Raw genomic sequence first — 14705 nt, 5'->3', positions numbered from 1 at the left:
TTTAATACATATTTTTTATGGTGTTGTACAAGTCTGAAGGTTCATTTATGAAATCATGATTTCCTTTTATACTAATAATTTTATTATGATCATTTCCTCCATTATAATGTCCTCTTAAAGCCCTTCCAAGAACTTGCATTGCTGTTGTGTATTGTCCAAACTTTCTTAAAAGAAACAGAGTATCCACTTTGGGTAAATCAATCCCAGTTGACAGAATGTCATAATTTACTAATATCATAAGATCTCCATTACTGAACCTTTCAAAAAAACTCTGACGCTCCTCATTAGTTGTTTCCCCAATAATACATTCACTTTTAAGAGCATGGTATTTTAATAGAATGTCTAAAGCAATGGCGTGGTCCTTTGACCTGGCAAATACAATAACCTTTTCTCTATCTTTCTGGCAAAACTTTAATCTGTTTACGACGGCATCATTGAAGTCCTTCGACTTTTCATCAATAAATTCTTCAGGTAAAGAAAGAAACTCAGTTTTAATTTTTGCTAAGTAGCGTTTATTCTGGAGATATTTTATTGGATCGTCAATTTTTAAATTTTTTTCGTCTTCGAACTCTATTAAATGACTATTGAAAAAAGTTTTTAAGTTAAAGAAGTCATTGTCATCTGGGCGCATAGGGGTAGCAGTGAGTCCAATTTTAATAAGGTTATTATTTTTCTTTTCTAGATCTGATATGATATGCTCGTACGTTTCTGCTAATGAATAATGTGCTTCATCCACTATTAGTAGATCAATGTTTGATTTGAGGACATTATAAATTTTAGCATCTTTTTTTTTATAACTCGTAAGTTTATCAAAACCAGCAAAGATGACATTGGTGTTATGGTCTATGTTAACCTCAGGATTGAATTTGTTGTAAGACCTATGGAATAGAACTGATCTATCTCCTCTTAATTGCCATAATTTTTCAAATGAACTTAAAGCTTGTTCAGCTAACTCTGGTTTTTCTACTAGCCACAATACTGTTGACATTCTTCGTATTCTGATAAAGTCAATCATTATTTCAATTGCCGTTCTCGTCTTACCTGAACCGGTAGGCATCACAATTAAAAATGAAACTTTTCCGCTTGCTTTAGTCATTCTTTCTAAAGCTTTAAGTTTTACAGAATTTTGGTATGGATGAGGGTAACCCAAACTCTTTATATCATCATCATATTCTATAGAAATTTCTCCTGTTGCGATCCTTTTGTCCTTAGGTCTTGGAGTTAAATAATAAGTTGGTTGTTCAAAGTACTCAAGAAGTAAGGGTAAATTTGATTTTTTGTTGGCTTCAAGTATTAAGGTCTCATATATATCGGAGGATGTTTTGATACCCAGATAATTAGCAAGTTCATTTGCCTCCTCCCTTTTTAACCGATTAATAATGGATTCTAGAATTTTATACCGAGGATTAAATAAATCTACTCCATATTTGCTGAGTAAAGCGGATGCTAATTGAATTGATGATATTCTATCAAAATATTTTGAGAGAATATCATCAATTTTTTTGCCGACCAAAGCCTTTCTTCCCGGGTCCGAAAGGTGAGTGTCAAATAGATTCGATAAAGAGTTTATTAATTTATCCTTACTATAATTCTCCATAAAATATTTCAAAATTTTCAAAAAAGAGATCTACCTCTGGGTTTCTATGCTTTGACCTCTGTTTAAACAATTTTCCTACAAAAGTTTCAAATTGAAAATGCAAATTTTCTGAGCGCTCCTGAAAAACTAACTCTTTTCTACAAAAATCTATGTGAACTGGTTTACTCAGCGAATTGTCAAAAATTATTTTCCATTCAGTATCAACAATATCAGTAGTATTCAAATCCTTAGAATCAAATAAGGACATTTGTTTAACGTCTTTCAGTGAGTACTTGTAATCTTTCAAGTCATAGATTATAAGATCTTTAAGGTCATTCCAGATTATTTTATTAATTTCTTTCTTAGATACTTTTAAATCCGAATGGTTTTTTTCAAGAAGCCTTAGAATTTCCTTTGTTTTTAAAGGTCTTTTATTCTCTTGGAAGATTGTCAATATTAAGTTTTTCAATTGGACGCAAGTAATCATACTACTTAATCAATACTAATTCTTATTACCTTCTTAATATCAGGAATTTTTTGAGCAGCTAAAACATGGGAAGAATTGATATATCTAGAGCTGCACGCACTACCTGTCGAAGCTAAAAATTCTTTAGATTTCAACATTAAAAATTCATCAGCCTCATAATTATTCAATGTTATACTTAAGATATATGGTGTGGTGGCAACACTCTTAAAATTCACTTTTCCTATTTTAGTTGCTTCAAAATATCGTTCAAGATCTCTTTTTTTTGAAATTGCAGCTTCACGGTTTAGAGAGAATTCGGCTTTAAGTAATTCACAAGCCTTTCCTAAACCCACTATCAAGGGAGTATTATATGTGCCTCCTCTCAAACCTTTTTCCTGGCCACCTCCATGAATAAGGGGTGTAACTTCTATATGTTCCCTTTTTACCAGTACACCAACCCCTTTTGGACCTTTGATCTTATGGCCACTAAAACAAAGCATGTCAATACCGGATAAATGAAAATCGATTTCAATTTTTCCTACTGCCTGGGTAGCATCACAAAAAAATGCAACTTCACGACGTTTCGTAATTTTTCCGATTTCCGAAATGGGTTGAATGACTCCTGTCTCGTTATTGACAAACATTATAGAAACTAACAGTGTAGTTTCTTTTATAGCTGAATTTAATTCATTTAAAGAAATTAATCCGTTTTCATCTACATCCAAATAGGTGACTTCTACTCCTTTGTTTTCTAAGTATTCACAGGTATTCAGTACAGCTTTATGCTCTGTTTGCACTGTGATTATATGATTGCCCCTATGAGAGTTTGCTTCTACATAACCTTTTAGGGCCAGATTAATAGATTCTGTTGCACCTGAAGTAAAAATCAATTCGTCTTCAAAGCATTTCAGCAATGTTGCCACCTGGGCTCTGGACTTAGCAATAGCCTTACTGGCAATTTCACCATACTTATGTGAACTTGATGCATTTCCATAAAATTGGCTAAAAAAAGGGAGCATTTCTTGCAATACTCGTTCATCAACTTTTGTAGTTGATGCATTATCGTAATAAATAGGCTCTGATATGGATTGGTCCATTCAAAATTTATTATTAATAAGTACTTATTGAGAATTAAAGTGTAGGGGACTTATGCTCGCTACAATTTTAAGTTTTTTTTAGGTTATTTCCTATATCTTACCTCCAAAAATTGTTTGTTTAAAAGTAAAAGTAAAAGCAACCGCAAAAGCAACCGCAACAGCAACAGTAACAGTAGTAGTAACAGTAACAGCAATAACAACAGCAACTGGATCAGTAAATGGAGCAACAGCAACTGCAACTATAGCAACTGTACCCGTTTTTTATTTGTTCTCTCCAGTTGTTTCTTCTCTAGTTTTAAATTTTTAAAATCGATAACTCTGGGGAGGGAAATTCATGGTTGTGACTGTAGAGAGGGGTGCAAGAATAGTAGCACATTATATATTGGAATTTGTAGCTAAATATCAAATAAGCTTTTTTCTCAAATTGGCCATTTGAAAAAGGGAAAAAGTATTTCCATGTCGCACGAAAAAAATGAAAATTATTAATACCGCAATTCCCGTGGTCCTTGTCGCATAATAGACGGCATCTCATGAGGATATCTTTCTACTTTACGGGCTTCATCCTTTTGTCTACATGTTCGGCAAAGAACCATCAGCCTATCACCGGATGCAACATGGCTCTTGAATTTACTTTCTAAGTCTGAAATTAAAACCTCTTGCTTAGCTTTCTTCGGATAGCCCTTCAAGACCATCTTTAAAATGGTTTTAGAAAGGATTGGAGGGTTTTCGACTACTTCCGGAAATTCCATGCTTTTGCAGCGCTGACATTGAGGATTATCAATAAGATATTTTTCCTGAACTTCATTTTCCCAATCATTAATGAAAGAGATAAGATGTTTTGAAATCTGTTTCCGGGTGCCAACAAAAGAATCTGCTGGAATTTTCTGCAGATGCTTTTTTTGGAACAACCTGGTAAAAAAATCAATGATCTTTTGAGCAAAGGTCTTACCCTTTTCTTTTTTCCTCTTAATAGAATTCTTTGTTGAAACCTTGATGGTTGTTATCTGCGGAGCTATAGGCTCTTTTACGGATTGAGACCTTCTAAACCTATAATAAGCTTTGACAGCTGCTCGATAGAGACCATGACTCTCATAACCAAATTCAGAAAATCTTCCATAGGTTTCGTAACTGTCTTTTATCTTCTTTAGAAGCTCCAGATCCACGTTATAAATATCTATGGGAATTCCGGTAGAAGTACTGTAATGGTCCGAAAGCCTATTTATGGCTCTTGAATAACTGCGGCCGGTCGCCTCCAGTTTTCCTTCCCTATTTACGAGCCAGGAGCTAAATTTTTCTTCCATGGTGTGTTATGGCTTTGTTCTTTCAGTATCAGTTTATTAAATCTAGTAAATTATTCGGTATTAATTACAGTTTTTTACTGCAATATGTGCAGATTTCTATCTAATTTATAGACTTTCAGTGGAGATTTTAATGTGACCATCCGGCTGGTGAATAGTTTTTCAAAAATCATTATTAATCCCATTGCCAAAGCCGTTGCAGATTTCAACCGGATTCTTTTGCGTAGTTCTTGTTAAGCAATGATATAATTCCTACTGCACGACGATTGAGCTATTGCAAAGCAGCAGTTGTTATTGATCGTGAACCGTTGCTGTACACGGTTGCTGAACGGTTGCATTTTTCAACCGTAGCCGTTGCTGTGCGGTTGCTCTGCTGTTGCATCTTTCCAACCGTGGCCGTTGCTGAACGGTTGTTCAGCCGTTGCATTTTTCAACTGTAGCGGTTGCTGAACGGTTGCAGAAGTGGGCTGATCACTTACCAGAGGGGGCCCACCAGTTGCTATAGCGGTTGCTGAACGGTTGCAGGAGCGGTTGCTGACCAGTTGCCAGTACCGTGTTCTCCTAAATAATTACCTCCAATTTAAAGCTCGATTTCGTTATAAGTTTTTAGAATTGCTTCTAATATTGAACCCTTTGTTGTTTTGGGTTTTTTCTCGGAAAAATCATTTACCTCATTCTTAATTTTATTTAGTCTCTTCTTTACTTGATCAAAACGAAATTTACCCGAAGGTTCGATCAGTCTATATTCTGTTCGATCCAAAAAGAAAAATAGCAACAAATGCCTTAGGTCCTCTGATGTTAAGAGATACAGATTATCCTGTTCCGTTCACCAGTCGGAGATTTGTATGTTTTCATTATCAAAGTAGATTTCCTTCCTGCTTTTCCTGTTTAACTTAAATGCATGTTTTCCTTTTCTTTTATCGCGACAAGAGCTAGTTTCTATAAATCCTTGCCCTTGCAGTACTATTTTAAGCTCTTCATTTGCCTTATAGGTTTTCATGGCTTTTATTGTTTTTATACATAGTAATTTAAAGTTTTAAAACAAAACAGTGCTTGCTGCCAACGGTTGCAACCGTCCCGGTTGATTTACGGTTGCACGGTTGCAACCGGTACTGTTGCTGAACGGTTGCCGACCAGTTGCAGGAACGGTTGCTTACCAGTTGGGGGAGTGGTTAACAGTTACTTACCGGTTGCCATAGCCGTTGCTGACCAGTTGCCATAGCGGTTGTTAACCAGTTCCGGGAGCGGTTGCCGACCAGTTGCAGGAACGGTTGCTTACCAGTTGCGGGAGCGGTTGCTGACGGTTGCAGGAACATTTGCTTACCAGTTGCAGGAACGGTTCTTAAATGATGCTAGACAATTTTTTGCAGCCGCGACGTTCAGAGTCAGACTACATTCAGCACAAACGTTTTTTGAGAATTTATTTTCATTTAACTTGGTTCAATTGAATTACTAGCCCGTTGCAATTTTTTTAATAGTGGTGAAATAAGAACGGAATGGGTTTGCTACTGTTGAAATGTTGAAAATAGACATAACCATTAGATAATCAGAAGGGTAATAATCAACACATTTTCAACGAACGTCTAATATCAGTTGGTCAATGAATAGAGGATAAAGACATAAATGTTGCTTTGTCAATTGTCAATAGTGTTCATTTTGATCTTAGCACATGTACCTTAGAGCATCAAATCGGAATAATTACAAAACGAAAGATTTGGTGGTGGACAGTGGATATGATAATATGATAAAAAGACGATTCAACAGAAAGAAGATCTCTTTTGTTGAATCGCCGTTGAACATAAACAAGATTAATAATAAAGGAAATCAGGGCTTTATATACTTTTTCAACACTTCAACATAGAATCAATAAATTCCCGAGAAAAGGTGTAACATCGCCCTTTGATGTTTTCATGCGAAACCTGCCATTCATTTGTTCCTGGGTGAATAGAATGATGATATCTAAAATAACTCGAATTAATGTTTTTCAATCCCCATTTGCCTTTAATAATCTCTATGATCTTGTTCCGGGGAGTCTTATACAATGAATCCCTGAGAAGGTTTTGAAGATCTTCCGTGGTAAATTTTATCTCTTGAAGATCATATTCTTTCAGCAATTCATCAAGTGTAACTATTAACTCTTTTTCCAAATTTACCTTAGTGCCTTTTATCAATTTGTCTAGAGCACTCGTATGGATCTGTTCTGGAGTAAACCACATGCGAGTTCTTTTTGGGCAGGATATTTTCCTCTGATTAAGAAAAGCAATAAATTGTGGTAACTCCTTAAGCAGCTTATCCTCAAAATCAGAGTCGACAGACTGAAGGGGGGAAATTTTTAATACCCAATACCTTATTTCCTTGTCGTCAATAAGTACAAAACTATCTTCATTGTTGGAGCATAAAATGAAGTGTCCAAAGAACCGAACTTCAACTTTATCCTTCCCTTTAGCCTCTGGTTTAACGTTTTTTGCAGTAGAAAGGTTCTTCAATCTTTCGCTATCTTCTCGCCTCTCGAGTAAAACCTCGTCTATAGCTATTATAAGTTTTCCAAGAGCCCAGTCACTATTAAACCTGCTTCTAAAGTCATCGTTGGTATTTGTGGTCATGTTGTCTTGAAATATGGACTTTAACCAGTTAAGGAAAGTTGTTTTTCCTGTATTCCTCTCCGAACTTGTTAAACAAAGAATAGGCAACATTTGTGTTGGTTTTTGCCACAATAAGGTTATAAAATCAAGACCTAATTCTAACTGATCACCAAAAATATGGTTTAAAAATGATAGCGTCAAGGGTATAGATCCTGGTGAATACTCAATAGTTAAATCATGAGTAAGAGGTGCATACAAATTGTAAAAATTTTTTACCGAGTACTGATAGTTAGAATGGGATGGTATAACAGTAAAACCTTCATATCTTTTGACAGACTCTAACGCATCCTTTTTGTGGTCGTCAATAATGGCTTGTCTCGTCCATGGAACAATTACTGGGAATATATTTCCATCCAATTGAGGTTGATACACTAATTTATAGTAATTAGTACCAATTCTAAAATATCCTTCCATTAGGTAGTGTAATTATAGGTTAGTAATGAAAAATTTTGAGGTCTTTCATGTATCTTTCGAACTATAAAATTTACCTGTAGGACTTCAATTTCAGGATCTGCTTTAAACAGTTTTGCCATATCTTCTCTTAAATTATTTTTGTACATCATCTTTTGAATTTTCATGAGGAAAATATTTTTCCATTTCGGCTCATGCCATATTCTGTGAATATTAATAGGAAGTATGGATTTTGGATAGCCGTGAAGACGGCAGCAAATGGTGCTTAATCTTAAGAGACAAGGTTGTTTCCTCCAGTTTATGATCATTTGAAAAGATAAAGTCCCTATTGTTATAGCGGTAACTTTCCTTTCCGAAAACACGATAATTAAGTTCCCTTAAAACGTCAATATTTTGAATGATTTGGGAAATTAATTTAATGATTTCTTGGCTTGCGAGAAATTCGGTCTGGCAGACAGAATCACAGAAATGAGGTCCATTTCCGAGAAGATGTGGTGGAATTGAATGTGGTGTCCAGCAATTCTTGCATAGTTGATCACTACATTTTTTACATAGGTAGTTTGAATCCTCTGTAGCATAAAATTTACCACATTCTAAACAATTCTCACTAGGTTTTTTGGAAGTACACATAAATTGTTTTTTTAATGGTTATAAAATTTGGTTTAATAAATATTCATTAGCTTTTTTTTCTATTTCCCGGCTGGAGATCTTTTTTCCTGCTTTTAGCCACTCTAGAATTTCGGATTTCAGAAAAAACAACTTTCCTTTCTTGTGATATGGGATTTTGTTCTTCTGAACCAGGCCATAAATGGAAGTTTTTTTATAACCGATAAGTTTCCCTAACTCTTCAATAGTCAGATACTGTTCTTCTTGTAATACTTCCTCCTGCCGAGCTTCTTTGAGGAGCATCTTCGCTATAAGGAATGCGTTTTCTTTGGTTACTTCGTAAACTACTTTTTGCATAATATTTGAATTAATGATTTCTTCTGGACAAATAAAAGTTGAAATCACAAGATAATTGTTGCGGGTAGTGTAGGAGTAGAGGAGAGGTAGTGGAAAGACAAATCCCTCATAAATAGGATTTTATGAGGGATTTAAAAAACTTAAAATATCCTAATATGGACTTAAATAGTTTACAATTATTTAGTTTTGTTTGTTTATCAATTTGAAATTTTTTTCAACTTCAGCCTCAGATCAGGAGTTACCGTAGGTAGACCTAAGGGTTTAACTGTTTCTAAAAGTGATAATAAAAGTTTTTCTCTTTTGATCTTCCCCCAGTAGTCCGGTCCTTGCCGTATCTGGTTATAGTATTTATTGAACTTTGCCTCTTCTTTAAAAAGAGTATGGCCTGTCTTTGTTTCTCCTATTAGTGAAAGGATTTTAGCTTTTTCAACTTTACTTGCGGATTCTGAACAAATTAGATAATGAGCAAGAATAAGTCTTTCAGACTCTTCAAATTCTTCCTCTTCAGAGAGGGAAGAAAAGTCATTTAGTCTTTTCTTCTGCGCTTCTTTTTCTGTTATTTCGGTAATTTGAACTCCTGACTGCTCCTTTAGTTTCTTTTCAATAAGGTTCCAATCTTTAACATTGGGTCTATATCCTTTGTCATCGGTTTTTGCCTGAGTTGAACTATCATGTAAATAGTTTAGAAGCATCTGACTATTGCTGATTCCTTTTTTATAGATGCCAAGGGTATATTTCTTATAGTCTTCGTTATAATATATATATTTATTAAAGTCATAATTCCATTTATGGAGAAGGCAAGCACTTGTTAAAGCAAATCTTGTAGAAAAAAGCTTTACAAAACTGGAATATGATTCTTGCTTGTAACTTTTGTTAAAAAGCTCCTGCATTTCATTTTTTAATATGTTGCCAGCTATCTCAGTGGAATAGTAACTATGGCGCTTGCTAAAGAGATCCGAGAAGTTATTTAGATCATAAGGTGATTTACTATTACAATTTTTGAGTTCTTCGAAAAATATTTGGCTAATCTCAGAGTGTGCATAGTCGAATGTTCTATTGTCTTTTTTAAGTTGAGGCATCAGTTTAATAGCTAATCCTTCTTTCTTTTTAATTTCTAAATCATAAATAGTGTGAAATACTTTATTATAGTCCATCAAAATCCAGGTTTAATTTCTTAGAAGCTTCAATTTTTTCGCGATCCATTACCTTTGCATAGATTTCAGTAGTAGATATATGTTTATGTCCTAACATTTTTTGAAGGGTGTAAGGGCTAGTTCCTTTTGAAATTTGAAGTGTAGCATAAGTATGTCTGAAGTTATGGAAAGATATTTTTTTGTCAATTCCTGCCGCATCTACCCAAACCTTTAAAGGACGCGTAATTTGGGAGTATTTTATATTCTGGAAAACTTTTCCTTCTGTGGTGCCTTCTTTGATAAGTAAAGCATGAGCATTATCCGGAATAAAATGGTTTTGAATATTACCTGTTTTTTCCTCCTTTAGTTTGATATAATATCCCTGGGATCTATCGTGAACTACATTCTTCCATTGAAGGCTGTGGATATCGGAAAACCGCAGCCCGGTCATAACGGAAAAGAATGCCATTCGTTTTAGTGAGGGTAAGGCACAATCAGCTTTGGAAAGCATTTGCAATTCCTCTTCTGTCAAGTATTCTCTGTAGGTTTCCTCCTCTTTAATATAGACTGCATCTTCAGCCAAATTAGAAGATAGAAGTTTTTTCTTATAAGCTCTTTTAAGCACATTTATGAAGTTCTTGTAGTAAGTGGAAGCGGTATTCTGGGTAAGCTTCTTTTCATTGTTTCTAAGCGATTTAGTTGCCAATAAAAATTCCCTGTATTTTTCTACGTGATAGGGTAGAAGCTGTTTACTATTCAAACTTTTTCCTATGTATTTTTCCCAGTAGGCCAAGGAGGATTTCCAGGAGTGGTAATTGCTCTTACTTCCCTTGTTATAGTATTCCTCCACAATACTGGCGAAGAAATTATAGAAGTTGATATCCAGGTCCATGTGCTCTTTTAAACCATATTCTTTATTCCTGAGATCCATGAGCCGCTTTGCACGGATCTGTTCTGCCAGCTGTATTTGTGTGGAGTTATGCTCCCGCTCAATTTCATTCTTAGGATTCTCAAAAATCTTAAGTTTGAGAAATTCTCGTCGAGTAGGTTTCCCTGTCTTGGGGTGTATTATCGCAGGGTAGAAGTCGAGATATAGGCTAAGTTTTCCCTTAGCGAGTTTTTTGCTTCTTAATGTTACATTGGCCATAGAATTCTATTCTTTAAATAAATTATCAATCTCACTTCTTTTTATCCGTGTCGACCTTTGTGAGAATTTAACCGCTTTTAAATTACCTTCTTTGATTAGTCTATAAACTGTAGCCTTTGATAGACGTAATAGTTTAGCGACTTCTGGAACAGTAAGAAACTCTGTTTCTCTAATTTTACTGAGGTAGGAGGTGGAAGGTGCTGGTATTGTTTTTTCTTGTTCACCAGCTTCGGTGGTGTTTAAGCCGTTTAGTTTTTCATACCGTTTTCTCTCTTTATATGCCCTGCTGTTACAGATGTGTGAGCAGTATCTGGTCTTCATTGTCTTTGCAATAAATTTTTCATTGCAGTGTTCACAAATTTTTTCAACTCTAATACTCGTAGCCATTTCGGGAATGTGTTGGTTCTATTTAGCCTTATGTGGTTTTTATCAGACCTGTTAATTACATTAAGAATCATTTTCTCGCCTTAAACAAATCGATAAATATCAATTTTAAAACGAGGTACAACAAAGATACAAATTTGGCCTAAAATTAACTGATTTTAACTAAAAATAAATTAGGGAGAAAAATAAAAGCCCTTTAAAATTAAGGGCTTGTGAGATTTTTAAGTTTTTTTTGAGTCAAATCATTTGCCAATACAGAAATTAGCAAAAATGTTCCCCAGCAGGTCGTCGTTAGTGATCTCCCCGGTAATCTCCCCGAAGTAATGCAGCGCTTCACGAATATCGATGGCCAGCAGGTCTCCTGATAAATTGTGGTTGAGGCCTTCCTGCACCTTATTGATCTCTTCCAGGGCGCTTAAAAGGGCATTGTAGTGCCGGGTATTGGTAACGATGGTGTTGTTGTTGCGCAGCTCGCCGGTATTCACGAACTCCAAAAGTTTTTGCTGTAGCTCTTCAACGCCTTCTCCGGTTTTGGCTGAAATAGTATTGAGATCTGAGATTGGAGATTTGAGATTTTTTAACTGGTCCTCATTCAGCTTATCTGTCTTGTTCGCCAGGATCACTAAAGGTTTCTGCGGAAACTGATTTTTTATCTTCCCGATTTCAAATTTGACTTGCGAATAGTCTCCCCCTTGGGGGGAGATGCCGGAGGCAGAGGGGGATGAAGCGTCAAACAAATACAAAACCACCTGAGCTTGAGAGATCTTCTCAAACGTTCGTTTGATCCCAATGCTTTCCACCACATCTTCGGTTTCCCGAATTCCGGCAGTATCAATAAATCTGAAGCCCACCCCACCAATGGAAATCTCGTCTTCAATGGTATCGCGGGTGGTTCCGGCAATTTCTGAAACTATGGCGCGTTCCTCGTTCAAAAGGGCATTGAGTAGGGTACTTTTTCCCACGTTGGGTTCGCCCACAATGGCTACCGGAATTCCGTTTTTAAGCACGTTACCCACGGCAAAGGAGTCGATAAGCCTTTTCAACACCTGCTGTATCCTGGTGATGAGTTTCTGAAATTCATCACGGTTGGCGAATTCCACATCTTCTTCAGCAAAGTCAAGTTCCAGTTCAATAAGGGAGGCAAAATTGAGCAGTTCCTCCCGCAGCTTCTGTATTTCATTGGAAAATCCGCCCCGCATTTGCTGCATGGCCATTTGGTGGCTCGCCATATTTTCAGAAGAAATTAGATCGGCCACCGCTTCTGCCTGACTCAGATCCATCTTTCCGTTTAAGAAGGCGCGCAGGGTGAATTCCCCGGCTTCGGCAGAGCGACAACCTCTGCGGATCAACAACTGAATGATCTCCTGCTGTATGTACGGACTTCCATGGCAGGAGATCTCAATGGTGTTCTCTCCCGTATAGGATTTAGGACCGTGAAAAACCGACACCAGCACTTCGTCCAGGATCCGTTCTCCGTCAACGATATTTCCCAGGTGCAGCGTATGTGAAGGCTGCTCCATTAGGTTTTTGTTGCTCTTTGCTTTAAAGACCGGAGTCACCAGCTTTATAGCATCGGGGCCCGAAACACGTATTATGGCAATAGCTCCCGCCCCCGAAGGTGTTGCAAGGGCTACGATGTTGTCGTTCAATTTCATGCTGCAAAAATAGTAAAGCCAATTTACAATTGGCAATTAACAGTTAACAATGAACAATAAACAATGGACTGTCGGTTAGTAGGCAGTTCTCAGTATTCAGTAAGCAGTAGATATCACAATAGAAAAGTGAGGTTTGTTAAATGTCACACGCAGCCACGACTTCACATTTGGCGAAAAGCAAGTCTAAAGGAGCGGAGTCGGGTGGTGTCTTACTCACTGCAAACTTCCTATCTCTTTTTTCAACCCCCAACACGCAACCCGCAACCCGGAACCCGCAACCCGCAACTGAAAAATGCACAAGCACCAAGCACCAAATTCCAAGCACCAAATTCCAGGCACCAAATACCAAGCACCAAATACCAAATTCCAAATTCCAAATTCCAGGCACCAAATTCAAAGCACCAAATTCCATTTCCCGACATCTTTCTTTGTGATCTTACATTTTTGGCTTAGTGGGCTTTGTGTGAAATTTTTCATTACTATAAACCATCAGCAGATTGCTTCAGTCGCCCCGAAAGGCTGGTCTCCTTCGCAAAGACGTATCTGAAAATTGTATATGGTATATTGTATAATATATATTGAAGAAGTTTGAGAACAGAATTCAAAATTAACCTGCAACATGTAACCTGCAACTTGTTCCAACCCGGAACCCGCAACTCGCAACCCGCAACCCGGAACCCGCAACCCGGAACCCGGAACCCGCAACTCGCAACCCGCAACCCGCAACTCGCAACCCGTAACCCGGAACCCGCAACCCGCAACCCGGAACCCGCATCCCGCAACCCGCAACCCGCAACCGAAAAATACTCAAGCACCAAATTCCATTTCTCGACAACTTTCTTTGTGATCTTACATTTTTAGCTTAGTGGGCTTTGTGTGAAATTTTTCATTACTATAAACCATCAGCAGATTGCTTCAGTCGCCCCGAAAGGCTGGGCTCCTTCGCAAAGACGTATCTGCAAATTGTATATGGTATATTGTATAATGTATATTGAAGAAGTTTGAGAACAGAATTCAAAATTAACCTGCAACATGTAACCTGCAACTTTTTCCAACCCGCAACTCGCAACTCGCAACTCGCAACCCGCAACGGGAAAGGCTTCGACCTTCCTCCCTCCGGTCGGGCTCAGCCTGACAAGGGTACTTACTCAGAAAAGTCTTGACTCATGACTCTTGGCTCTTGATTCTAAAAAAAACACGTATCTTTTATAACATAGTACTATATTAAAGCGTATATTTGTTAGACAATCATCAATCAAATCAAAAATGGAATATTCAAACGCTACAATTATGAGAGAAGACAGACAGTTATTAATGCTAACTCACCTTAGTCAGTTATTGGACCTGGTAACGGGGATCGGGGGATTCATAGTGCCGCTGGTGATATGGCTTACCCAAAAAGATAAGGTGTTGGGGATGGATGCCCATGGTAAGATGATCCTCAATTTCCAGATCTCGATCTTCATCTATTCTATCATCTCTATTCCGCTTATCCTGCTCTTCGGAATCGGAATATTACTGCTGATAGGTATAGGTATCATCGCCATCGTCTTTCCAATCCTGAACGCTATCAAGGTGAACAACGGGGAGATCCCGTCCTATCCTTTGAGCATTGAGATCATTAAATAGTGGTCAGTGATCGGTGATCAGTGATCAGAAGTTGGCAGTAGCCAAAATTTAATCGCTTGTTGTCAAATTTAAATTAAACCTGCAAGGTCTTTTTTAGACCTTGTAGGTTTTTTTCTGCCAATACAGAAATCCAATTGCTTAGCAGAACCAATTCCCTCTCCTGAGAGGACGGGAGGAGATGATGAGTTCAGGACCCACCCACCCCGCCTTTCAGGCACCCCTCCGAAGGAGGGGACGAAAATAAGAAGCTCCGTAGGAGCGATATATTGGTAGCCCGGGGTGAAACCTTGGGTTATGAAATGCA

12 protein-coding genes are annotated in these 14705 nt (G+C 37.3%); 1 reads left to right on the top strand and 11 read right to left on the bottom strand.

Annotated elements, in window-relative coordinates; genetic code table 11:
* Window position 1 precedes the first annotated feature (1 nt).
* The 11 genes from CRO16_RS15635 to mnmE all read right to left on the bottom strand — a co-directional run bounded on the left by CRO16_RS15635 (window position 2) and on the right by mnmE (window position 12772).
* Window positions 2–1597, bottom strand: coding sequence for a DEAD/DEAH box helicase (locus tag CRO16_RS15635; protein ID WP_097057347.1), 1596 nt, complete (start codon window positions 1595–1597; stop codon window positions 2–4).
* Window positions 1584–2030, bottom strand: coding sequence for a hypothetical protein (locus CRO16_RS15630; protein ID WP_097057346.1), 447 nt, complete (start codon window positions 2028–2030; stop codon window positions 1584–1586). Before CRO16_RS15630 ends, CRO16_RS15635 begins: the two co-directional genes overlap by 14 nt.
* 38 nt (window positions 2031–2068) lie before the next feature.
* Window positions 2069–3139, bottom strand: a complete 1071-nt coding sequence (locus CRO16_RS15625; RefSeq protein WP_097057345.1) for a cysteine desulfurase family protein — start codon at window positions 3137–3139, stop codon at window positions 2069–2071.
* 482 nt (window positions 3140–3621) lie between these two features.
* Window positions 3622–4440 (bottom strand): hypothetical protein, encoded by an 819-nt coding sequence (locus CRO16_RS15620; RefSeq protein WP_097057344.1) that lies wholly within the window; start codon window positions 4438–4440, stop codon window positions 3622–3624.
* A gap of 1841 nt (window positions 4441–6281) precedes the next feature.
* Entirely contained in the window at window positions 6282–7493 is a 1212-nt protein-coding gene (locus CRO16_RS15605) for a primase-helicase family protein (protein WP_097057341.1), read from the bottom strand.
* Entirely contained in the window at window positions 7493–7657 is a 165-nt protein-coding gene (locus tag CRO16_RS16235; RefSeq protein WP_179670564.1) for a hypothetical protein, read from the bottom strand. Before CRO16_RS16235 ends, CRO16_RS15605 begins: the two co-directional genes overlap by 1 nt.
* Window positions 7658–8138: 481 nt before the next feature.
* The gene (locus tag CRO16_RS15600; RefSeq protein ID WP_143544562.1) at window positions 8139–8501 is read right to left on the bottom strand and encodes a helix-turn-helix transcriptional regulator; all 363 of its coding nucleotides are present in this window, start codon (window positions 8499–8501) and stop codon (window positions 8139–8141) included.
* 149 nt (window positions 8502–8650) lie between these two features.
* Window positions 8651–9607, bottom strand: a complete 957-nt coding sequence (locus CRO16_RS15595) for a hypothetical protein (RefSeq protein ID WP_097057339.1) — start codon at window positions 9605–9607, stop codon at window positions 8651–8653.
* The gene (locus CRO16_RS15590; protein ID WP_097057338.1) at window positions 9597–10733 is read right to left on the bottom strand and encodes a tyrosine-type recombinase/integrase; all 1137 of its coding nucleotides are present in this window, start codon (window positions 10731–10733) and stop codon (window positions 9597–9599) included. The genes CRO16_RS15595 and CRO16_RS15590 overlap by 11 nt, the downstream gene beginning before the upstream one ends.
* A 6-nt stretch (window positions 10734–10739) precedes the next feature.
* A complete protein-coding gene (locus CRO16_RS15585; RefSeq protein WP_097057337.1) occupies window positions 10740–11120 on the bottom strand; it encodes a helix-turn-helix transcriptional regulator in 381 nt (126 codons plus the stop codon).
* 239 nt (window positions 11121–11359) lie between these two features.
* Complete coding sequence (gene mnmE / locus CRO16_RS15580) at window positions 11360–12772, bottom strand: tRNA uridine-5-carboxymethylaminomethyl(34) synthesis GTPase MnmE (RefSeq protein ID WP_097057336.1); 1413 nt, start codon at window positions 12770–12772, stop codon at window positions 11360–11362.
* A 1290-nt stretch (window positions 12773–14062) separates the two neighbouring features.
* Here mnmE and CRO16_RS15565 point away from each other — a divergent pair.
* The gene (locus CRO16_RS15565; protein WP_097057416.1) at window positions 14063–14401 is read left to right on the top strand and encodes a DUF4870 domain-containing protein; all 339 of its coding nucleotides are present in this window, start codon (window positions 14063–14065) and stop codon (window positions 14399–14401) included.
* The last annotated feature ends 304 nt before the right edge of the window (window positions 14402–14705 follow it).

It is taken from the genome of Salinimicrobium sediminis (assembly GCF_900215295.1).
Lineage (GTDB): Bacteria > Bacteroidota > Bacteroidia > Flavobacteriales > Flavobacteriaceae > Salinimicrobium > Salinimicrobium sediminis.
Note: the sequence above shows the minus strand (reverse complement) of the source record. Positions and strands in the feature narration are given on the sequence as shown.